This window comes from Paraburkholderia caribensis (assembly GCF_002902945.1).
Classification (GTDB): domain Bacteria; phylum Pseudomonadota; class Gammaproteobacteria; order Burkholderiales; family Burkholderiaceae; genus Paraburkholderia; species Paraburkholderia caribensis.
In genome coordinates this window covers 76,822-96,505 of the sequence record NZ_CP026103.1, presented here as the reverse complement: position 1 = coordinate 96,505, position 19,684 = coordinate 76,822, and the positions used below count along the sequence as shown (strand labels likewise).

The window sequence follows — 19,684 nt, the reverse complement described above, 5'->3', positions numbered from 1 at the left end:
CGCCGGCAGCGGCGCCGGCCTCACACGACACTACGGAGATTCTGATGCCTATCGTGACTATTCAGGTTACACGCGAGGGAAACACACCCGGCACGAACGCAGTGACACCGGAAGAGAAGGCGCAACTCATCAAGGGAACGAGCGAACTGCTGCTGAAGGTGCTGAACAAGCCGCTGGAAGCGACCTTCGTCGTTATTCAGGAAGTCGAGAAGGAAAACTGGGGATGGGGTGGGTTGCCGGTTGATGAGTATCGTCGGCTGAAAGCCGAGGGGAAGGTCTGAGAGGTGAGTGGGGGTCTTCGGGTTGGGGGCCTTGGCGGCGCGGGCGTTGTTTTTGGTTTTTGGTTTTTGGTTTTTTGCGCTGGCATCCGCGATTCGTTAGCTCGCTTCAAGCGTCGCCCCTGTGCGGGGCGGCACCTACTTTTCTTTGCCGCCGCAAAGAAAAGTAGGCAAAAGAAAGCGGCTCACACCGCCAATTCTTGACGTTTACCCACGGGCCCCCAACGTCCCCACACTTCACACGCCAGCGCCCCGGTTGCTGCCCGTTGCCAACGCTTCGAATGTACGCCTCACCCGCTTCAATTACCCGCACTCGTGCAAGCGCCAGCGAATGGTATGGGCCGCCCAGGTGGCAAACTGTGTGTAGGTTGTCGCGTTGTATAGGGTGGCGCTCTTACCGGGTGGGACGCGTGCGCTATCGGTTCGGAGTGGTGCGCGTATGGCGCGAAAGCCGACACACAGTTTGCCACCTGGGCGGCCGCGGACTGTCTGGTGAGGCATGCTGAAACGCGGGGATATGAAGCGGGTGAGGCGCTCATTCAGAGCGTTGGCAACGGACGTGGGTCACGTGGTTGCCGTGTGAAGCGTAAGAACCTGTGGGGGCCCTCAGGCAAGAACTAGCGCTGGCGGTGTGAGCCGCTTTCTTTTGCCTACTTTTCTTTGCGGCGGCAAAGAAAAGTAGGTGCCGCCCCGCACAGGGGCGACGCTTGAAGCGAGCTAACAATTCGCGGATGCCAACGAAAGCGAAAGCGAAAGCGAAAGCAAAAGCAAAAGCAAAACGCAAAGGCCAGCGCAAAGGCCCGAACAACCAAACCCTTTACGGCTCCCTCCGAGCCTTCCCGCGCCGCAACTCGAGAATCCCGCTCACCGACTCCTCCCTACGCCCCGGCACGACAACAATCCGTGCACCAGCCTGAATAAACCCCGTCTGCAAGACGCTCAGATACACACCAGCAAACCCACTCAGATACATATGCTTAACAGCCTTCCTGTACCCCATCGCGGCATTGAGCTTGAAACAGGGACTGCGCGGCGCCTCCACCCGTAACCTGACCTGATCGATCACGAGCGTATCGCCAACCCAAAGGTCCGACTCCAGCAAACCCTGCGTGGTCAAATTCTCGCCCAGCATGCCGAATGCCAATGGTTCCTCCGCATCGGGCAGATCCGCTTCGATGCGCCGCTGCCGCCACCACGCGTAGTGTTCGAACGGATAGAGATAAATAGCCTTGTCGAGGCCCCCGTGAACACTAAGGTCCGCCTGCTCGTCGCCCACCAGTCCAAGCTTCTTCACTTCGACCACCGCGCCTTCGCTCACGCTGCTCACCGAACGCTTGCGGATCGCCGACTCGACGCTCAGACCGTCGGCAGCCAGTCCGACGTCGAGCGGCTCGCACACGCCAATGTTGATCGAAAGCAGCTGCGCGCTGCTGCCTGTTTCGGTATGCCTTGTCGGTTCATTCATCGGTTGGACGTTGCCTGTCTCTATGTATCAGTGCGTGTACCGCTGCAATCTGCGGATCGCTTCGACGAGTTCCGCATCGAGCCGCGCCACAAGTTCGGCAGCAGGCAGCGAACGCGCCAACGCAGCCGCCTGGCCAGCCCATTGCGCGCCGAAACCAAACTCGCCCTGCGCTTTCGCGGCGGCATGCAGCGCCTTGCCTGCATCGTAGGTGACGGGGTAATCCGGCGTCGCGGGGCGATCGGCGGCGCGGCCCAGTTCCGTGAAGCGGTTGACCATGCTGCGAGCCTGACGGCCCGAAATCGCCGACGTCATCGTCGTGTGAAGCGCAGCATCGCCGAGAATCGCGCGACGGTAGCCCTCGTCGATCGACGTCTCCGGGCACGGCACGAATGCCGTTCCAAGCTGCGCCGCCTGCGCGCCGAGCGCGAGCGCCGCGGCAATGCCCGCGCCGTCCATGATGCCGCCCGCCGCGATGACGGGCAGATCGAATTTCTCCACCAGAAGACGAGTGAGCGCGAAGGTGCCGAGGCCTTCATCGAACGCCTGCGTGTCGAACACGCCGCGATGGCCGCCCGCTTCGACGCCCTGCGCAACGATCGCATCGACGCCCGCATCGACCACCTGCCGCGCCTCGTCCAGGTTCGTCGCCGACGCCAGCAACGTGATGCCCGCGTCCTTCAGCGCCTGGATGACTTCCTTCGACGGCAGCCCGAAATGAAAGCTGACGACGGCAGGCTTTTCCTCGACGAACACGTCGAGCATCGCCTTGTCTTCGACAAAGCTCGTGTAGATCTCGGCAAGTTTTTCCGGCGCGCTCGCGCCGTACTTCGCGAACTGCGGCGCAAGCCACGTCAGCCATTCCCGCTCGACTTTCGCATTCGCCGTTGCTGGCGCGTGGCAGAAAACATTGATGTTGAACGGCGCGCTCGTCAACGCCCGCGTGTCGCGGATCGTCTTGCGCGCCGCGTCGGCTTTCATCGCGCCCACGCCCAGCGAGCCGAGGCCGCCCGCATTGGATACGGCCGCCGCCAGCGCCGGCGTGCTGACGCCCGCCATCGGCGCCTGAATGATCGGCTTGCTGATGCCCAGCAAACTCAACAGCGGCTCGCCTTCGGAACGAGTGCTCATGTCATGTCCTCATGAAAACGGTTGGCGCATGGGCGGCCCGCAACCGGAGAAAGGACAAGCGATCAAAACGCCTCGCCCCAATTGCAAACGCTCTCGCCATGCTATCTGTACCTCAGATCATCTTTTTCAGCGGACGATGGGTCAACCATCAAGCGGGCAATTCACTCTTGAGTGCCGGGAACAGGTGAAAGGCGCGGCACCCCGCCGCGTCCGTCCCGCGCATCAGCCGGGAAGCGGCTCGCTGGCGAACGCGTTCAGTTCGCGCACGAGGCTCGACGCCGCCAGCCGCACCAGTTCGCCGCCCTTTTCCGGCGACGCCTGAGCCGGGTCCGAGCCCATGCGGCCATCGGGATAGCGCGCGCGGAAATCCAGCGCTTCCCGGATCGGGCCGGACGGCGCGATCTTCGGCGAATAATCGGCGGATTTGATCGCGTCCGGGAAAGCCCACTGCGTGATCGCGATTTCGGACGGCGTAGCGTGAACGCCATGCCCTTCGGGGAACTGCTTGCGCGCGAGTTCGCCGACCCCTTCCAGATCCCACCAGTTAGCCAGCTTCATCGCAAAACCTGCGCGGCGCTTCGCGAAGCTCGCTTCGACATAGACCTCCGAAAACGCCGCCTCGATCGATGCGATGTTTCCGCCGTGGCCATTCAGAAACAGGATCTTCTCGAAGCCATGCGCCGCCAGCGAGCGAATCCAGTCGCCAATGGCAGCGATGAACGTGGACGGCCGCAGCGAAATCGTCCCCGGAAAGCCGAGATGATGCTGCGCCATGCCGATGTTGAAGGTCGGCGCGACGAGGATATCGGCCGACTTTTCCGCTTCACGCGCGATGATCTCCGGGCACAGCCAGTCGGTGCCGAGCAGGCCCGTCGGACCGTGCTGCTCGTTCGAACCGATAGGCACGACGATCGCGCGGCTTCGCTTCAGGTATTGCTCGATCTCGGTCCAGGTCGAAAGATGTAAAAGCATTGAAACTCCTGTTGTATCTGCCTTGCGCCGCACGCGGCGCAGCGCGTTGATCGTGGGGACATCCGGGACCGTTGCCGCAGACGCGAACGGCTGACCCTGATCCCACAAGCGTACAGGCAAATCGGCGCCCTCACCAACAGCAACCAGGTTCACGACTCGTTGTCCGCAAAGCAACGCGAAGGCGCGGAGGTCGGCGATGCCGTCGCGCTGCAGATCCAGCGCATGCGCGTGACGTCGCATGACACGTCGTCCGGCGTGATGCGTCGAAGGGCGCTATCACGGCGATCCGTTCGTCGCCAGGTTCTGCGCGTCGTGCGGCACCGAGCACCCGGCCAGCCAGGTGCAAGGCATCGGCCCCGGGGCGATCCGCTTCGACCATTGCGGCGCCGAGGTCAGCGCGTTCCAGTTCAAACACGGCTGAGCGCCGATCAGCGCAAGAAGGTCGCCGAACTCGGCGCGCGCTGGGGCCAGCATGACATCGAAGAAAACGGGCCCGTGACGTTTATTGGCAGCGGCGTCAACCTCCATGCCGGAATCGGCATCGGGCATCTCGTCCGGGAGAAGTATCAGTTGGCTTGAGACCTGCTATCCTCTGCGGACACGCGGCGCAGCGCCCTGCGCCGCTTCGCTTCGTGCGTCTCGACAGCGCCCGGCGCAAACCACATCCGCCGTTCACGGAAAGGACATGCAGCGTCAATTCGAAGACCTACTGCTGGGCAGCATCGAGCTGTTCTGTCTCGCCGCCGAACTGGAAAGCTTCACGGTCGCGGCGACGGCCGCGAGCGTGACGCCTGCGGCCGTGAGCCGGTCGGTTGCGCGCCTGGAGGAACGGCTCGGCGTGCGGCTTTTCGTACGCACGACACGGCAGATCAGGCTCACCGACGCGGGCCGCCGTTACTTCGAGCAATGCCGTCAGGCGCTCGCCCAACTCGCCGATGCCGAGCGCGAAGCGACGGGACAGCAGAGCACGCCGTCGGGCGTGCTGCGCATCAGCATGCCGACGCCGTACAGCCACTATCGCGTGCTGCCGCTGCTCGCGGAATTTCGCAAGCTCTATCCCGACGTCACGGTCGAAACGCACCTGAGCAACCGCAACATCGACTTCGCCGACGAAGGCTTCGACCTCGCCATCCGGGGCCGCGCGCCGGACGACTCCGGCCTGATCGCGCGCAAGCTCGAAGACGCCGAACTGGTGGTCGTCGCTTCGCCCGCCTACCTGAAGTCGGCAGCCAGGCTGGACACACCCGACGATCTTGTTCACCACGAATGCATCCAGTTCGCGCTGCCGAGCACGGGGCGCAACATTCCGTGGCTGTTCCAGCATGAAGGCGAAGAGAGCGAAATGATGACGCGCGGCGGCAACAGCACGTCGGGCGATGTGCTCGCAGGGGCCACGCTCGCGCGACACGACGCGGGGCTGTTCCAAACGTATCGGTTCGTCGTCGAAAGAGACCTGAAGGACGGCACCTTGCGCGAAGTGCTCAGGCCGTACGGCGGCCGCACGAGGCCATTCGTGCTGTTGTATCCGCATGCGCGGCATCTGTCGTCGCGCGTGCGCGCCTTCGTCGACTTCCTCGTCGACAAGCTCAGAGCCTGAGACGCTCACGCCTCACCTCCTCTCTTCCTCCCTCATGCTGCCGAACGTCGATTCGATTGCTCGCCGATCTCGCGAAGAGCGGCTGGATCGTCGATCCGGGCATCATGCCGCTGCGCGGGCTGTTCGAGCGCGAATTCAAGGAAGCGGGACTCGCCGTGCCGCCGCATCCCATTGAAACGGCATCGACGATCGCCACCGTGCTGATGTTGCAGCGACCCGACACACTTGTTTCGCTGATGCCGCGCGACATGGCGGCGCGGCTCCGTGCTTTCGCCCGCCGCGCGGCAGTTGATCGACGAACTGACGTAGCGCGCGCCGGCGGCCCGCCTTGCGTTGCCGTCGTTGCGTGACTAATATCAATTCATGGCGCGAAACCGCGCATCGTGCGCGATTGACACGCCGAGATCAGCCCGGCAGCCCGTCGCAGATGAAATCTTACGTCGTACTGCTCGCAGTATGGATGGCCGCGTTCGGCACAGCCGGGGTCTACTCGGCCTACGCGGACGGCCCGGTCATCATCGCGCTCGCCAATCCGTCTTCCAACTTCGACTCGCCCGCGTTCGAAGCCGATCATCACGACCGGCACCGCTCGGGCACGCCTTCGCCCGCCATCATCCACGGTCCGTCCTATCTTTCCGCGTTGCGCGAATACGATGTGCGTTCGCTGACGCGCAGGTTCTCATATGGCTCGCCGGTGGATTTCAAGCTGAATATCCACGGCGATTGAGCCGCGCGCTTCGTCAGCGCACCACGGGCGTTTGCCCGTCGACCTGCTGCAACGACACGCCGACGACATGCTCGTGCCAGACACCGCATTGCGCGATCACGGGCATCCACGACTGCCGGTTACGAAGGCGTGCGAACGCGCGCATCGACACGGTCGATTCGACCTGCTGCGAACCGTTGTTGCCGGAGAATAAGCCGCCGTCTTCGTTGACTTTGGCCTTCAGCACGCGACGGTCCGGTGCGAGGAACATGTCATAACGTGAGGTAGTCCGAATCCAGCGGTCGAACTCCGCGATGCAGTTGATGACGGCAGGACGGACGTGAAGACGCGTGAGATATGCGTAGTCGTCGGGCACGTCGGCCTGGGATTGCGAAAACGCGCTCGTGCAGAACCACACGAGACTGAAGACGCCCAATAGGGCAGTAATGCTTTTCATCAGGAAGCGGTGCCCGGAAGTGCAGATGTATTGCAAACGTTCAAGGCGCGAGAGTATACCCGCTTCGCCGGACGGATACCGTTTGGGTCGTCTGTGGGCTTTGCGCAGCGCTTCGCCAACGCGGCGCGATCAGAATTCGACGAGCGCGAAATCTTCCTTGCCGACATCGCACAGCGGACAACGCCAGTCTTCCGGCACATCGGCCCAGCGCGTGCCGGCCGCGATGCCTTCTTCGGGCAAACCGGCTGCTTCGTCGTAGACCCAGCCGCAGATCACGCAGACCCATTGCTTGAAGTCGTCGGCGGATGTCTGTGTCTGCGTGGCGGCATTCGAGCCGGTTGATTCAGCAACGCCCGCGCGCTTGTCCTTGTCGAGCGAGACGACGAGCGGCGCAGGCCGCCCGGCGGCCGGCGTGTCGAGATAGCGTTGCAGCGCCTGATGAAGCTCGACGGCTTCGTTGTGGTTCAGATCGATCCAGAACGGATCGCCCGCGCCATCGTTGAGGCGGTCGGGTGAAAACTGGAGTTCGACGGCAGTGGCTTTCGTGTACATGTGATGTGATAGCTGGACGAGTGCATGCGACCACTCGCCGCACAGCGGACGTATCGGCCGCCGCGCTCAGAAAAAGTGACGCAGCAGCGCGCTGCACAGCGCGGCGGCGATACCGACCAGACCGAGGGTTTCGAGAAGCGTCAGCGAACGGCGAGCGTTGGCACGATTAGGTGTCGACATGGGCTTGAACGGAAAAAATTGACCGATGGACGGAAGCGTTGCATCCGGTCCGAAAAATACGCGAGCCCGGATTTTAAACGCTCATTCGCCCGGTAGCTTTCTTTTCGCTGTCGGCTTGCGCGGATCGAGGTGTTGCATGCGGGAAGATTGACTTGTGTTGCGAGCCTGAATTATCGCTGCGTTATCGCTCGCGCGAAGGCCGTCATTCACTCTTCGTGGTTGATAGAGTCTTTCGCCGTCGGCGGGGATGGATGTCGGCGATCGACCGGGCGTTTGCATGCACTGTCCGATGACGAGAGCCTACGACGCGCCGGGCACCTGCATGGCCCACGGCGCGCTGTGCAAATCGACGGTCGATCCGCGGCAGTTGTAAGAGCGGCGCAGCCGCCGCTTCACCGATCGACAGGCGCGCAGTCGCCGCGGCTTTGGCAATTGCTTTGGCGCTTTGCTTCCTGCGGATCGTTGCCCGTATCGTGCACGCGGTAGTCGGCACGATAGTAGTCGGCGTTCTGATCGATCTTCGCGAACGAGGCCACGGGGGCGGCCAGCCCCGCCAAACCCGCGACAGCAAGAACAAACGCAAGGGTCTTCATTGTTCAACTCCTTGTTTGATCGTTGCGACAACAATCGACGGCGAGCGAGGCGCGATGGTTTGCAAACGTCGATGACGCGGGCGCGATACGATTCGTCAGTCGTTTGCGTGCGACGCACTATGCGGCCTCATCAAAAAGCATAGTCGCTGCTTCGTCCCGTTGTTAGTGTTGGTGAGGCATTGCGAACATTTACGGTGACTTCGTTTTTGCGGTGGGCGTCAACACCTGCACGAGCCCGTCCGTGTCCTTGACGATCAACGCCATCACGAGTTCGATGCCCGGCGCGAGCGTCGCGTTTGCGCCGTCCACACGCGCGTTGATCCGCTTGAGCAACGGGTCGAGCGTCGCGCGCGCGTCCTGCAACTTCGGCTTGTTCAACGGAATCGCGCCGACGGCATCGGCGAGTTGCGACAATGCGCGCGGCACCGCCGACCACGCCTGATCGAGATGCGGCGCTTCGTCGCCCGCGCATGTGTGCGCAAGCGCCTGGCCGAACACCAGCACGTCCCGATGCAAGCGGCTCAGAAACGGCGGCACCTTGTCGATCGCGTCGGAACTGCCGCGCAGGATCGGCACGAACACATGCTCGCGCCCCGCCTCTTGCAATGCGTCCGCAAGCGCCGTCTGCGCGGCGAGACTGCGTTGCTCGAGCCGCGCCATCTGCGCATCGTCCCGGGAGAACGCGAGCTTGTGCTCGATCATCTGTGCAAGCGTTTCCAGACAGTCGCGCGCGTTCCGATGCGCGCCCTTCAGCGCGCGGTTCGGCCACAGCACCGTCGCGACGAACGCAGCCGCCGCGCCGATCAGAATTTCCGCCACGCGATGCAGTGGCCGCACGAACGCCGAGCCGCCGTCGCCAGGCACGAGCACCACGATCACCAGCGTCACGCACGCGAGCCGCAAACCGGGCCGCGCGGCAGCCAGCGCCGCCAACGGCAGCAGCGCCACGGAGAACACCGTGAGCGGCTCGATGCCGCGATCCATCACGACCAGCCCGATGCCGCCCACGATCCCGCCGATACACGCGCCGATAATCTGGTCCCGTGCGATCGTAATGGCCTGCGTTAGACTGGGTTGCGTCACGACGATCATCGTCGTGATCAAGGCCCAGTAGCCTTCAGGCAACCCCGCCAGCGTCGCGGCGCCGTAGCTGAGCACGCAGCCCGTCAGCGTGCGTCCGAAGCGGCGCGCTTCGGGGGCGCGTATCAGATTCGTGAACCAGTCTTGCTGTTGAACGGTCATTCAGGTGTTTCCATCAAAACGCATGAAACGCGGGTTGGGCGAGTGCAATTTCCGCTCATTGGGGAACATGCGTTGCTGCCGTGACTCCCTTGTAATCGAAAGCCCTTACTCAGGAGCGTCATGTCGATTCAGCAAAGCCATGCCCGCCGCATTCTCTCGACTACCCTCTGTGCCGCCGCGCTGCTCGTCGTTCACATGCCGCCTGGCGCCGCGCAAACACCAGCGGCCAATCAGGCCGGCCTTGTCAGCAACGCATCGCCCGTCGTGCCCGTGCCGCCGTCCGAGCTATACGGCGCGCTGTATCGCGATGTCGAACTCGCACATCTGTACCCGGACAGCAAGACTTTCGCCGACATGGTGCCGAACGCACCGCCGCAACAGATCGTCGCCGATTATGCCAGGCAGAAGGACAACGCGCAGTTCGCACTGAAGTCGTTCGTCGCGCAGCGCTTCACACTGCCTGCACGCGAAACGAAGAACTACGTGTCCGACCCGAACCAGAGCATCACGGCGCACATCGACACGCTCTGGTCCGTGCTCAGGCGCGACCCCGATGCCAGCGCGAGCCCGTGGTCGTCGCTGCTGCCGCTGCCGTATCCATACATCGTGCCCGGCGACCGCTTCGACGAGATTTACTACTGGGACTCGTACTTCATCATGCTCGGACTGAGGCAAAGCGGCCGCGAACACCTGCTGAAGAACGAACTCGACAACTTCGCGATCTTGATCGACCGCTATGGACATATTCCGAACGGCAATCGCACGTACTATCTGAGCCGCTCGCAGCCGCCGTTCTTCGCGCAGATGGTGCGTCTCGCCGCCGATCGAGAAGGCGATCAGGTCTATCTGCGCTATCTGCCGCAGTTGCGCAAAGAATACGCGTACTGGATGGACGGCCACGACAAGGTCGCGCCTGGCACCGCCTACCGGCATCTCGTGCGCCTGCCTGACGGCACGCTGCTGAACCGCTATTGGGACGAGCGCGCCACGCCGCGCGACGAATCGTATCGGGAGGACGTCGCCACCGCGCAAGCGACGCCGCAGCGCAACGCCGAAGACCTGTGGCGCAATCTGCGCGCGGGCGGCGAAACGGGCTGGGACTTCAGTTCGCGCTGGTTCGCCGACGGCAAGACGCTTGCGACCATCGAAGTCACGTCGCTGATTCCCGTCGATCTGAACTGCCTGCTCGTCGATCTCGAAGGCACGCTGGCGAAGGCGTATCGCGTGCAGGGCGACGCTTCGCACGCGGAGAATCTCGAACAGCGCGCCGCCGCGCGCGCCGATGCGATCCGCCGCGTGCTGTGGGACCCGCAACTCAATGCATTCGGCGATTACGACTTCATCGCGCATCGGCTCACGCATCGGCTGAGCGCGGCGACGGTCTATCCGCTGTACGCGGGCGTCGCAACGAAAACGCAAGCGGCCGAGGTGGCGGCGACCATCCGCGCTCGCCTGTTGCGCCCCGGCGGCCTCGCGACCACAACGGTCGACACAGGCCAGCAATGGGACGAGCCGAACGGCTGGGCGCCGCTGCAATATCTCGCCGTGACGGGCTTGCGGCGCTATGGTCATGCCGACCTCGCGCAGCAGATCGCCACGCGCTGGATCGGCACCAACGTCGCGTATTACCAGCACACGGGCAAGCTGGTCGAGAAGTACGACGTCGATGCCAGGGCAGGGACGACGGCGGCGGGCGGCGGCGAATATCCGTTGCAGGACGGTTTCGGCTGGACCAATGGCGTGCTGCGCACCTTGATGGCGATGTATCCCGGCGCGGCAGGCCCGTCGACGCGCCCCGTCGATGTGCCCGCGGGTGCGGCGGGCGTATCGGAAGCGGCCTCGGCTGCTGCAGCCGCGCCGAAAACCACGCACCGCCTGCGCGCGACGCCTGCGCCTTCCTCTTCACCCGCGCCGTGAAGCGCCGTCTAACTGCTTGTTACGAAACTCGCACACATGTTGCACCTTCGGCATGGGCCGCCACGTACACTGCGCTCACAGTATCCAGCGCGCTCCGATACACGACGCTATTGAAATCGGGCGCACTGGCGCAACATCGGTTCGATCAAAACAAACGGGGTATCAGCATGACCGCTTTCGGGAAAGCCACACTCGCCGCCGCAACGCTGTTTCTCGCCATCAGCGGGACAGCACATGCGGCGGGTTGCATCAAGGGCGGCGTGGTCGGCGGCGTCGCGGGACACTACGCGGGCCATCACGCTGTGGTCGGCGCGGTCGGCGGTTGCATCGTCGGGCGGCATCTTGCGAAAAAGCACGCCGACGAACAGGCCGCGCAGCGCCAGGCCATTCACGCCCAGTATCAGTAATGCCGGCGAGCGTGCCTGCGTCGCTCGAAACGAGCCTTCGCGATTTAAGTCTGTCTTAATTGTCACGGCTCATTATTCGTTCGCAGGCTTGTCGTCGGAACCCTGCCAACGGGAGTTGCGCCTCGGCGCCGACTTCCGGCCCATGTAACACCAGTCATCCCCTGTAGTGCCGCCAGAGCATCGGCGGCACCTTTTTCCTGGCGACACAAGGCCCCCGCCTGCACAGGAAACGAAGAAAAGAGGTACATCACCATGTCGAACAAGTCGAGAAGCCGCAAGCAGACCCGTCACGCTCCCGCCATGTCGCCGCTGCTGCGCGCGCTGACTTTCAGCCGCGCCGCACACGAGCCGATCACGCGGGCCATGCTGTTGCAAGCCTATGCAAGTCTCGACGCGTTCCGACGCGGGCAAGGCTCGCGCGAACTGTTCACGACGCTCGGCCGGCAACTGCTCATCGCCGAAGAACTGAGCCGCATTGGCCACCTGCCGGAAGCGATCGACGATATCGCCGAAGCGCAGATCGCGATGACCGACATCGACAGCGCCAAGACGGCGCGCGGCGAGTGGACGGTGGAAGGCGACAACTACGCGTGGCTGACCATCGCGCTCGATGCGTTCGACCGCCAGCTCGCCGCTGCCTCGCTGGAAGATATCGCCAAGGCCGAAGCGCGGATGATCGAAGGGCTGATGCGCACCGAACAGGAACTCGCGCACCCCGTCGCCGCCTGAGCGCGGCGGACGCTGCTAGCGCTAGAGTTTGAGCAGCTCGGCCTGCATCCAGTCGTGCACCTGATGGCTGAGTTCCTGCGGCGAGCGCTCGGCAGGCGACAGCGTCGGACCAATCACGACGCGAATATCTCCCGCGCCCACCGGCCAGCCTTTCGCGGGCCACACCTTGCCGGCGTTGTGCACCACGGGCACGATCAGCGCGCCCGTCGCGCAGGCCAGACGCACGCCGCCTGAGGTCAGCTTGACAGGCGCGCCGTGCGGCACGCGCGTGCCTTCCGGAAAGATCACGACCATATCACCCTTCGCGAGGCGCTCGGCTGCTTCACGCGTCACGGCGACATGTGCCTGGCGCGGCGAGCCGCGGTCCAGGCTGACCATGTCGAGCCCCCTCAGCACCCAGCCGAAGAACGGAATACGCAGCAAGTCCTGCTTGAACACAAAGCTGATCCGGCGCGGAAAGAGCGCGAGAAACGCGAGCGTTTCCCACGTCGATTCGTGGCGGCACAGGACGATCGACGGTTCCTTCGGCAGATGTTCGAGACCTTCTATCGAGCAGCGGATACCGAACGCCGCGCGCATCACCGCGACGAGCGCCCGGCACCATAGCGCCGCGAGCCGGTAGCGCGCCGACCGGTTGATGAACGGATACAGCAGCAGCATCACCGTGGACCAGATCGTTCCGCTTCCCAGCAGATAGACGATGAACAGCCATTTTTTGAGCACAGCGAGCATGTTGTGTGGCATCGACGGAAAGTGAGCAGGCGCAAGCCAAACCCAGATACTACCGGCGATGAAAAAATCGCACGCAGCAAAGCTGCAGCCCGGCAGCCCGAGCGCACTGCGCGCACAAAAGAAAACGCCGGCCAAGGCCGGCGTTCATGCTGTAGTTTTGAAGGCCACGGTCGCCTGACGGCGCCGGAGGGCTAGACATTCGGCAAAGACTCGCGCCTGCGGCGCTCACACTTTGCCGACCGTTCAACCCTTCGCCATTTCTGGTTTTTCGCGTTACGCGCAAACTTCCCCCGTGCGCAAGCAGAGTATCGCCGACGGGCGCGTGCCGCTATGTGGTCAATCGAACGTTCAGACGAAACACGTTGCGCAGCCGCCTGCGTCACGACAAGCTCGGCTGCGTGCATTCTCGCGACAAGGCGTGCAGGTCCGCAGCCGGAACCGGCCGTCCGAGCAGAAAGCCTTGCAGCGAATTGCAGCCGAGCCGCGTCAGGAACTCCTTTTGCGTCGCCGTCTCGACCCCTTCCGCGACGATGTCGATACCCAACGTCTGCCCAAGCGCGACCACGGACGACACAATCGCCGCATCCTCCGCGTCATGCGCCAGCTCGCGCACGAAGCCCCGGTCGATCTTCAGCTCGCTCGCAGGCAAACGCTTCAGATACATCAGGCTCGAATAGCCGGTGCCGAAATCGTCGATGGAAATGCGCACGCCCATCTCATGCAGGCTTTGCAGAATCCGCAGGCTCGCCTCGACATCGCGCATCGCCGCCGACTCGGTCACTTCGATCGTCAGACGGCGCGGATCGACGCGATGCCGCGCCAGCGTGTCGCGCACCAGCGACGTCAGTTGCGGGTGGCCGAACTGCATGGGCGACAGGTTGACGGCGACGTTCCAGTCGCACGCGCCCGAATCGAGCCACTCGCCGATCTGGCGGCACGCTTCGTCGAGCACCCATTCGCCGATCGGCACGATCAGCCCCGTCTTCTCGGCAAGCGGGATGAATTCGTCGGGTCCGATCAGGCCGCGCTTCGGATGCGCCCAGCGCACCAGCGCCTCGACGCCCGTAATCGGCCCATCGGGCGCGGCGAATTGCGGCTGATAGTGCAGCACCAGTTGCCCGCGCTCGACGGCCGCGCGCAACTCCTGCGTCAGCTGCAACTGGCCTTGCATGTTCTCGTTCATCGACGCGTCGAAGAACGAATACGCGTTCCGGCCCAGCGACTTCGCGTGATACATCGCGGCGTCGGCGTGCGTCAGCGCCTCGTGGCCGAGCGCGCCGTCGGCGGGACACATCGCGATGCCGATGCTGGTCGAGATGCCCAGTTCGTGGCCGTCGATCTCGAACGGCGCGCCGATCACGGCCAGCAGCCGGCTGGCGATGGCCATCGCGCCCGCCTGGTCCTCGCCGGGCAGCAGCAGCACGAATTCGTCGCCGCCCACGCGCGCCACGGTGTCCCTTGCGCGAACGGCCGACGCGAGCCGCTCGGCGACCTGCTCCAGCAGCCGGTCGCCGACCTGGTGGCCGTATGCGTCGTTGACGATCTTGAAGCCGTCGAGGTCCATGAACATCAACGCGAACCGGCTGCCGTCCACACGCGATTTCGCCAGCGCTTCTTCGAGCCGCGCTTCGAGCAGCACGCGGTTCGGCAGCTTGGTCAACGCGTCATGCCAGGCGAGATAGCCGAGTTCCTGGTTGGCTTGCGCCAGCGAACGCGTGAGCGCCGCGTTCTCCGCTTCGAGCCGCAGTTCGTCGAGCACGGAAAGCGACAATGCGACGCCCGTCACCGCGAGCGTCACGATGATGATGACGACGGCGACCCATGTGGTGTTCACGCCGTCGGTTGCCGCGACGCACAGGCTGCCTGCCGGAAAGGCCGCTGCCGACATGCCCGTGTAGTGCATGCCGACGATCGCGAATCCCATCACGACGGCGGCGCCCGCGCGCAGCGGGCGCATGCGGCGCGAGTTGTGCCGCAGGCTGAACGCCGTCTTCAACGCAACGCCCGAGGCAGCGACGGCGATCACGATCGACAGCGCGAAAAGCCCGGCGTCGTACACGATGCCAGGCTCCATCTGCATGGCTACCATGCCCGTGTAGTGCATGCCCGCGACGCCGAGGCCCATCAGCAGCGCGCCGCCCGCAAGCCGCCCGGCGGGCAATGCGTCCTGGCAGACCAGCCACAGCGCGAACGCCGACGACGCAACCGCGATCGACAGCGACAGCACCGTGACGACGGGATCGTAGCCGAGCGGGATCGGCAGGCTGAACGCGAGCATGCCGATGAAGTGCATCGACCAGATGCCGAGCCCCATCGCAAACGCGCCGCCCGTGAGCCACCAACGTGCGGTCCGGCCGGTCGCCGTCGTGATGCGGCCCGCCATTTCAAGCGACGTGTACGCGGCCAGCACCGCGACAAGGAGCGAGAACAGCACGAGAAGACTGTTGTAGCTGCCCTGTAACATGAGAGCCCCCAGAATGTGCCCCTCGGCCGCTCGCAGGACTTTGCTGAATGAAGCAGTCCCTTATCCGCGAAAAGAGGCGTATGAAGTACGGTTTATCGACATCCGGCAGCAAAATGTTAAGTGTGAAATGTCAAATTCCGAGGCTCTGCTCGGTTTTACGATTGCGTTCGTAGGTGTCCCACTGGCCTGGTGGCGGAAATCGGTGTAGTGCGCTAGCCGGCCATCACGAGTATCCGCACCTTGCTCGTCAGCGACGGCATGACGAAATCCGATACCCGGCCAGCGCGCACGTCGAACATCAGTTGCTCGAGTCTTTCGAGCAACGACGGACCTTGACTGAGCGCGAACGCACCCGCGCTCGCGCCCTCGATCTCTTTCATCAACGCCCGCCGCGCCAGCACGATGCGCTCGACGGCACTCGCTCTCGATACGAAAAACTCTTCCACGTAGGCCGGATCCTTTTCGGCGCGTCCAGTGTATTGACAGCGCTTGCGCCGCATAGCCGCAAATAGTGACAGAGCCGAATGCCCGATGGTCCGACGTGAAAGAAGCGGTGAGGAAGCGGTGTTCGCTACGGCCCGCGCCTTCAATCCTGCCAGCATCGATCGTCCTTCTGATTGCCGGCGCGCCAACTTCACGCTTCGGCAAGGGCGAAATCTGGCTTTGGAACTTCCGGATTGTGACGGCCAGGCGGTGGACGCACGCTCCACTCACCCATCCGCGTCGATCGCCCTCGCATCAGAAAGGAGACACCATGCTTTCCGCTTTGGTAGAAACAGTGGGAGCGCTCGGCATTCTGGCGAGCGTCGCAGCGAAGATCGCCGAACTGCGCAAGGAGTACAGGCGCTGCAAAAAAGCGTGCGCCAATAAAAAAACCCCTCCGGAGAGGGGTCGATGAATCGCCCGCGACCGTGCCTTCCGTCCAGCCCCAAGCGTCATCAAATTCCCCGCGATGAGACCGTGAGGATCGCCGCAAGCGTTGCCGTCAAGCCAGCTTGATCGAGGTCGGGTCCGCCGTCAGATAGCCGACCGCCGCGCCGAAGCGATCCTTGTAGTTAGCGCGCACGAGCGGATCGAGCGCGGTCTGCACTTTCGCGTGCAAGCTGCTCCAGTCGCCCGCGTGCTGGAAGTTGCTCATGATGTAGGTCCAGCCGTTGATTTCATCGACGGCATGCAGGCCCGTCGACTCGGCGCCCGCCGGGCACGACAGGATGCGCGACAGCGTCTTCGTGTCGACGTGGTACGCCCACAGGAAGTTGTTGACGTGCATGCCGCTGTCTTCGCCGATGAAGAGCGTGCGCAGCTTCTCCGAGAACTTGAGGTTGTCGGGATTCGCGATCTTTTCCGGGTTCGCGGTATTGCCGAGGCTGTCCGCCGTCGCGAGGTCTTCGCCGACGAGCGCGGCGGGCGCGCTCATGTCGACGGGCACCCATTCGCTGTCGATCGCCGCGCCGCCCAGGTCACGCTGTCCGCCCTTCATGTTCAGCGCGTAGACCACGCCCGACGAGATGCCCTTGTCCAGTGCGATATCCGTCGAATGCGCGTTGCCGCGCACCATCGACGCCGTGATCTGCGACATCGCCGAGTACAGGATCTTGTCCTTCGCGTTGACCGTCGTGCCTTCGAGCTTCGTGAAGCCCATGCTCGCGCCGCGCAGCGCGGCGTAGCGATGCGTCTCCAGAAACGCGGCCGCCTTCTCCATGCCCGGCTTGATGCGAATCCAGTTGAATTTGCCGCCAAAGTGAATCTTCGTGTACGTCGGATCGCTGGGCGGGGTGGCCTCGTTGCTGACGATGTCCATGATGTCGGCGTTCGTCAGCGTGTTGGCGAGCGCTTCGATTTCGTCGCTGGTCGCGTGGCCGAGATTGAGCCACGTGAGGGTCGCCGCGCCCGCGCCCGCCGACGATGTTTGCGCCCACTTCGCCACATACAGCGTACCTGCCGACAGGTCCGCTTCCTTGTCGGCGATGAACATGAAGAGGCCGCCGTTGGTCGCGTCGTCGCCCATCAGCACGGTGCGCCTGTCGGGCATCACCTGGATCAACTCGTGCGAAATGCGCCCGAGGCAGTAGTGCTTCTTGACCGTGCCCGTGCCGTCGGGATTCACGGTGACTTCGGGCAAGTGTCCGTAGTGATAGGGCCGCGCCTTCGTCGTGTTGCCGTACAGGTTCTGGCTGTACGCCTGGAACTGCGTGTTCGTGGCGATCGTCGCGGCGTCCGGCTCGTATTCTTCGCTCGACAAATGCGTGTTCCACGGCGACAGGCTCGCGCCGCACGTGATCCACAAACCGTGCGCGCCCGACGTATCGACATTCGAATAGCTCACGAGCGCGAGCTTGCCCGTCGCCGGGTCCTGGTCGAGCGTGAGCACGGCGATGGGCGACGGCAGCTTGCCGTACATGTCGCCGGCGGCCGTTTGCGTCTGGTCGCGCGTCGCGTATTCGAACTGCACGACGGCGAACACCGGGTTGCCCTTCACGCCCTTCACCGTCGGCTTGTCGAGGCGGATCAGCGACGTGCCATCCGGACAATCGGAGAAGAACTGGCGCTCCTTGCCGGGAACCGAACGGTCGATGATCGGCTGATTGTTGATGTCGACATACCCGCCCGCGACGATCGTGCCGCCTGTCGTGTTCTGCACCGTGTCGCCCGTGATGAAGAACGGCTGATACGCGAGCTTGTAGCTGCGGCGGCTGCCGTCGGCGAACTGCGCGGTCATCGTCGATGCGACCGTGGTCGTCGCCATCGCGACGGGATCGGCGAGCGACGGCGCGGCCATGCCGCCGAACGACGCCGCCGTGAAGGCGGACGTCGAAGGCGACGGCGTGGCGCTCGCCGCGTGGTCGTTACCGCTGCCGCATGCCGCGAGCAGCGAGGCGGCGGCCGCGCTGCCGAGCGGCAGCATCGGTGCGCCGGCAATGATCTTGAGCGCCTTGCGGCGTGAGTAGTCGAGTGGCTGCGCCATGTTGTCGTGATCCGTTGGTGGGGATGGGTGGTTGGCTCAACAATCAGCCCACGCCGCAGATCAGTCGTCCATGGCGCGCCTTGATGACGCGCTAATTTAATGAATGATTATGAAATATCTTTGACAGTATTCTGTAATGTTTGAATTCAACCGGCGTCACACTCGCCCTGCGACGGGAATCAGCGCGCCTGTCACGCACTGCGCTTCCTTCGACAGCAGGAACGCGATCACGCCGCCAATCTGCTCCGGCGTCACCCAGCGCGTGAAATCGGCATCGGGCATGTCGGCGCGATTCTGCGGTGTGTCGATGATGCTCGGCAAAATCGCGTTGACGGTCGCGCCCTTGTCCTTGAGTTCTTCGGCAAGCGCTTCCGTCAGCCGCATCACGCCCGCCTTCGACGCCGCGTAGGCGCCCATCCCCATGCCCGCCTTCAACCCCGCCATCGCGCCGATGTTGACGATGCGCCCGCCTGTACGCTTCGTCAGATGATGAAGCGCCGCTTTCGTGGCATTGACCGTCGTCTTCACGTTCACGTCGAACATACGTTCCCACGTGTCCGCGCTGCCGTCCGCGACCGTCTCCCAGCTAAATCCACCCGCGACATTCACGAGCGCATTCAGCCCGCCGAGCTGGCTCGCGATCGAATCGACCGCGCGTTGCGCCGCGTCCCGTTCTGCGAGATCGACACCGCCCGCGACATACGCCTGCGCCAGCGACGCGGGCAGATTCGCCGGCGCCTTCCCTCTGCCGATCAACGCGACCTTCGCGCCGCGCTCGGTCAGTACTTGCGCCGTCACAAGACCGAGATTGCCGAAGGCGCCCGTAATGGCGACGATGGTTCCATCCAGACTGTTCATGAAGTACGCGCTCCCAACGCAGATCGATGCCCGACGAACGAACGCCCTGTCACGCGTTCATTCGCGGCACAGGGCGCACTCGAACACAGTGTTGTCGCAAGGTTCGTTCGCGTCAATCGAAGGAATCGCGAGGTACTCGCCGATACCCGCAGGACGCCCGGCAAAACGCGCCGGACGCGCGGCAAAGCCCGCACCACGAGCACAGCAAAAACGGACGATCGGACAAAGAGGCGCGACGCGAGGGCAAAGGTCTTTGCAACACCTTGCTTCATAGTGAATCCCGAGACGGCATCGAGCACCATGCATCATCTTTTGCAGCAAGCGCGTTCAAGTTCAACGACGTCAGGCAGCAAGGTCTTGTGAAGTCAGGTGTCCAGCCTTTTCCATCGCCGTGGTCGCGCGCTGCGTGACGACTATCGGCCACGAGAATCCGCGACCCTTT

Annotated in this window: 21 protein-coding genes; 8 read left to right on the top strand and 13 right to left on the bottom strand. The window is 63.7% G+C overall.

Going from position 1 to position 19,684, the window contains the following annotated elements; translation table 11 throughout:
- Positions 1-44 precede the first annotated feature (44 nt).
- Positions 45-281, top strand: coding sequence for a tautomerase family protein (locus C2L66_RS29965; RefSeq protein ID WP_054931464.1), 237 nt, complete (start codon positions 45-47; stop codon positions 279-281).
- 814 nt (positions 282-1,095) lie between these two features.
- Here the strand turns inward: C2L66_RS29965 and C2L66_RS29960 are convergent.
- From C2L66_RS29960 to C2L66_RS41490, 4 genes are all read right to left on the bottom strand, one after another.
- Complete coding sequence (locus tag C2L66_RS29960) at positions 1,096-1,743, bottom strand: MOSC domain-containing protein (RefSeq protein WP_060609712.1); 648 nt, start codon at positions 1,741-1,743, stop codon at positions 1,096-1,098.
- A gap of 27 nt (positions 1,744-1,770) precedes the next feature.
- On the bottom strand, positions 1,771-2,871 hold the full coding sequence (locus C2L66_RS29955) for an NAD(P)H-dependent flavin oxidoreductase (protein ID WP_060609709.1): 1,101 nt from the start codon (positions 2,869-2,871) through the stop codon (positions 1,771-1,773).
- Between the two features lie 222 nt (positions 2,872-3,093).
- Entirely contained in the window at positions 3,094-3,843 is a 750-nt protein-coding gene (locus C2L66_RS29950; RefSeq protein WP_054931463.1) for a creatininase family protein, read from the bottom strand.
- Between the two features lie 276 nt (positions 3,844-4,119).
- Positions 4,120-4,392, bottom strand: coding sequence for a hypothetical protein (locus C2L66_RS41490; protein WP_060609706.1), 273 nt, complete (start codon positions 4,390-4,392; stop codon positions 4,120-4,122).
- A 136-nt stretch (positions 4,393-4,528) separates the two neighbouring features.
- On the opposite strand from C2L66_RS41490, the gene C2L66_RS29935 reads away from it, so the two are divergent.
- The 3 genes from C2L66_RS29935 to C2L66_RS29925 all read left to right on the top strand — a co-directional run bounded on the left by C2L66_RS29935 (position 4,529) and on the right by C2L66_RS29925 (position 6,167).
- Positions 4,529-5,440, top strand: a complete 912-nt coding sequence (locus C2L66_RS29935; RefSeq protein ID WP_060609703.1) for a LysR family transcriptional regulator — start codon at positions 4,529-4,531, stop codon at positions 5,438-5,440.
- A gap of 56 nt (positions 5,441-5,496) precedes the next feature.
- The gene (locus C2L66_RS29930) at positions 5,497-5,790 is read left to right on the top strand and encodes a type 2 periplasmic-binding domain-containing protein (RefSeq protein ID WP_060609701.1); all 294 of its coding nucleotides are present in this window, start codon (positions 5,497-5,499) and stop codon (positions 5,788-5,790) included.
- A 77-nt stretch (positions 5,791-5,867) separates the two neighbouring features.
- Positions 5,868-6,167: a hypothetical protein gene (locus C2L66_RS29925; RefSeq protein ID WP_060609698.1), complete on the top strand. Its 300-nt coding sequence runs from the start codon at positions 5,868-5,870 to the stop codon at positions 6,165-6,167.
- 13 nt (positions 6,168-6,180) lie between these two features.
- Here the strand turns inward: C2L66_RS29925 and C2L66_RS29920 are convergent, their stop codons facing one another.
- The 4 genes from C2L66_RS29920 to C2L66_RS29905 form a co-directional block, all read right to left on the bottom strand.
- A complete protein-coding gene (locus C2L66_RS29920) occupies positions 6,181-6,603 on the bottom strand; it encodes a BspC domain-containing protein (RefSeq protein WP_060609695.1) in 423 nt (140 codons plus the stop codon).
- 129 nt (positions 6,604-6,732) lie between these two features.
- Positions 6,733-7,155, bottom strand: a complete 423-nt coding sequence (locus C2L66_RS42305) for a rubredoxin (protein WP_082433846.1) — start codon at positions 7,153-7,155, stop codon at positions 6,733-6,735.
- 572 nt (positions 7,156-7,727) lie between these two features.
- A complete protein-coding gene (locus C2L66_RS29910; RefSeq protein WP_035992183.1) occupies positions 7,728-7,928 on the bottom strand; it encodes a hypothetical protein in 201 nt (66 codons plus the stop codon).
- Between the two features lie 189 nt (positions 7,929-8,117).
- Positions 8,118-9,170, bottom strand: a complete 1,053-nt coding sequence (locus tag C2L66_RS29905) for an FUSC family protein (RefSeq protein WP_054931444.1) — start codon at positions 9,168-9,170, stop codon at positions 8,118-8,120.
- Positions 9,171-9,290: 120 nt separating this feature from the next.
- Between C2L66_RS29905 and treF the strand changes: the two genes are divergently transcribed.
- The 3 genes from treF to C2L66_RS29890 all read left to right on the top strand — a co-directional run bounded on the left by treF (position 9,291) and on the right by C2L66_RS29890 (position 12,223).
- Positions 9,291-11,087, top strand: coding sequence for an alpha,alpha-trehalase TreF (gene treF, locus C2L66_RS29900; RefSeq protein ID WP_060609691.1), 1,797 nt, complete (start codon positions 9,291-9,293; stop codon positions 11,085-11,087).
- A gap of 167 nt (positions 11,088-11,254) precedes the next feature.
- Positions 11,255-11,494 carry a hypothetical protein gene (locus tag C2L66_RS29895; protein ID WP_060610666.1) on the top strand — a complete coding sequence of 80 codons (240 nt, stop codon included), beginning with the start codon at positions 11,255-11,257 and terminating at the stop codon, positions 11,492-11,494.
- 252 nt (positions 11,495-11,746) lie between these two features.
- Positions 11,747-12,223 (top strand): hypothetical protein, encoded by a 477-nt coding sequence (locus tag C2L66_RS29890; RefSeq protein WP_060609688.1) that lies wholly within the window; start codon positions 11,747-11,749, stop codon positions 12,221-12,223.
- Positions 12,224-12,244: 21 nt separating this feature from the next.
- Here C2L66_RS29890 and C2L66_RS29885 read toward each other — a convergent pair whose 3' ends face one another.
- The 3 genes from C2L66_RS29885 to C2L66_RS29875 all read right to left on the bottom strand — a co-directional run bounded on the left by C2L66_RS29885 (position 12,245) and on the right by C2L66_RS29875 (position 15,865).
- Positions 12,245-12,955: a lysophospholipid acyltransferase family protein gene (locus C2L66_RS29885; RefSeq protein WP_054931461.1), complete on the bottom strand. Its 711-nt coding sequence runs from the start codon at positions 12,953-12,955 to the stop codon at positions 12,245-12,247.
- 379 nt (positions 12,956-13,334) lie between these two features.
- Positions 13,335-15,419 carry a putative bifunctional diguanylate cyclase/phosphodiesterase gene (locus C2L66_RS29880; RefSeq protein ID WP_054931441.1) on the bottom strand — a complete coding sequence of 695 codons (2,085 nt, stop codon included), beginning with the start codon at positions 15,417-15,419 and terminating at the stop codon, positions 13,335-13,337.
- Positions 15,420-15,631: 212 nt separating this feature from the next.
- The gene (locus C2L66_RS29875) at positions 15,632-15,865 is read right to left on the bottom strand and encodes a hypothetical protein (RefSeq protein ID WP_054931460.1); all 234 of its coding nucleotides are present in this window, start codon (positions 15,863-15,865) and stop codon (positions 15,632-15,634) included.
- 308 nt (positions 15,866-16,173) lie between these two features.
- Between C2L66_RS29875 and C2L66_RS41370 the strand changes: the two genes are divergently transcribed.
- On the top strand, positions 16,174-16,317 hold the full coding sequence (locus tag C2L66_RS41370) for a hypothetical protein (RefSeq protein WP_167352385.1): 144 nt from the start codon (positions 16,174-16,176) through the stop codon (positions 16,315-16,317).
- Positions 16,318-16,404: 87 nt separating this feature from the next.
- On the opposite strand, the gene C2L66_RS29870 is transcribed toward C2L66_RS41370, so the two are convergent.
- Both C2L66_RS29870 and C2L66_RS29865 read right to left on the bottom strand, forming a co-directional pair.
- Positions 16,405-18,384: a PhoX family protein gene (locus C2L66_RS29870; protein WP_060609685.1), complete on the bottom strand. Its 1,980-nt coding sequence runs from the start codon at positions 18,382-18,384 to the stop codon at positions 16,405-16,407.
- Between the two features lie 156 nt (positions 18,385-18,540).
- Positions 18,541-19,242 (bottom strand): SDR family NAD(P)-dependent oxidoreductase, encoded by a 702-nt coding sequence (locus C2L66_RS29865; RefSeq protein WP_054931439.1) that lies wholly within the window; start codon positions 19,240-19,242, stop codon positions 18,541-18,543.
- Between the last annotated feature and the right edge of the window lie 442 nt (positions 19,243-19,684).

Excerpts from the sequence above, each read along its gene's own strand:
- C2L66_RS29965 (WP_054931464.1), top strand. The coding sequence starts at position 45 with ATGCCTATCGTGACTATTCAGGTTACACGCGAGGGAAACACACCCGGC.
- C2L66_RS29960 (WP_060609712.1), bottom strand. The coding sequence starts at position 1,743 with ATGAATGAACCGACAAGGCATACCGAAACAGGCAGCAGCGCGCAGCTG.
- C2L66_RS29955 (WP_060609709.1), bottom strand. The coding sequence starts at position 2,871 with ATGAGCACTCGTTCCGAAGGCGAGCCGCTGTTGAGTTTGCTGGGCATC.
- C2L66_RS29950 (WP_054931463.1), bottom strand. The coding sequence starts at position 3,843 with ATGCTTTTACATCTTTCGACCTGGACCGAGATCGAGCAATACCTGAAG.
- C2L66_RS41490 (WP_060609706.1), bottom strand. The coding sequence starts at position 4,392 with ATGCCCGATGCCGATTCCGGCATGGAGGTTGACGCCGCTGCCAATAAA.
- C2L66_RS29935 (WP_060609703.1), top strand. The coding sequence starts at position 4,529 with ATGCAGCGTCAATTCGAAGACCTACTGCTGGGCAGCATCGAGCTGTTC.
- C2L66_RS29925 (WP_060609698.1), top strand. The coding sequence starts at position 5,868 with ATGAAATCTTACGTCGTACTGCTCGCAGTATGGATGGCCGCGTTCGGC.
- C2L66_RS29920 (WP_060609695.1), bottom strand. The coding sequence starts at position 6,603 with ATGAAAAGCATTACTGCCCTATTGGGCGTCTTCAGTCTCGTGTGGTTC.
- C2L66_RS42305 (WP_082433846.1), bottom strand. The coding sequence starts at position 7,155 with ATGTACACGAAAGCCACTGCCGTCGAACTCCAGTTTTCACCCGACCGC.
- C2L66_RS29910 (WP_035992183.1), bottom strand. The coding sequence starts at position 7,928 with ATGAAGACCCTTGCGTTTGTTCTTGCTGTCGCGGGTTTGGCGGGGCTG.
- C2L66_RS29905 (WP_054931444.1), bottom strand. The coding sequence starts at position 9,170 with ATGACCGTTCAACAGCAAGACTGGTTCACGAATCTGATACGCGCCCCC.
- treF (WP_060609691.1), top strand. The coding sequence starts at position 9,291 with ATGTCGATTCAGCAAAGCCATGCCCGCCGCATTCTCTCGACTACCCTC.
- C2L66_RS29895 (WP_060610666.1), top strand. The coding sequence starts at position 11,255 with ATGACCGCTTTCGGGAAAGCCACACTCGCCGCCGCAACGCTGTTTCTC.
- C2L66_RS29890 (WP_060609688.1), top strand. The coding sequence starts at position 11,747 with ATGTCGAACAAGTCGAGAAGCCGCAAGCAGACCCGTCACGCTCCCGCC.
- C2L66_RS29885 (WP_054931461.1), bottom strand. The coding sequence starts at position 12,955 with ATGCTCGCTGTGCTCAAAAAATGGCTGTTCATCGTCTATCTGCTGGGA.
- C2L66_RS29880 (WP_054931441.1), bottom strand. The coding sequence starts at position 15,419 with ATGTTACAGGGCAGCTACAACAGTCTTCTCGTGCTGTTCTCGCTCCTT.
- C2L66_RS41370 (WP_167352385.1), top strand. The coding sequence starts at position 16,174 with ATGCTTTCCGCTTTGGTAGAAACAGTGGGAGCGCTCGGCATTCTGGCG.
- C2L66_RS29870 (WP_060609685.1), bottom strand. The coding sequence starts at position 18,384 with ATGGCGCAGCCACTCGACTACTCACGCCGCAAGGCGCTCAAGATCATT.
- C2L66_RS29865 (WP_054931439.1), bottom strand. The coding sequence starts at position 19,242 with ATGAACAGTCTGGATGGAACCATCGTCGCCATTACGGGCGCCTTCGGC.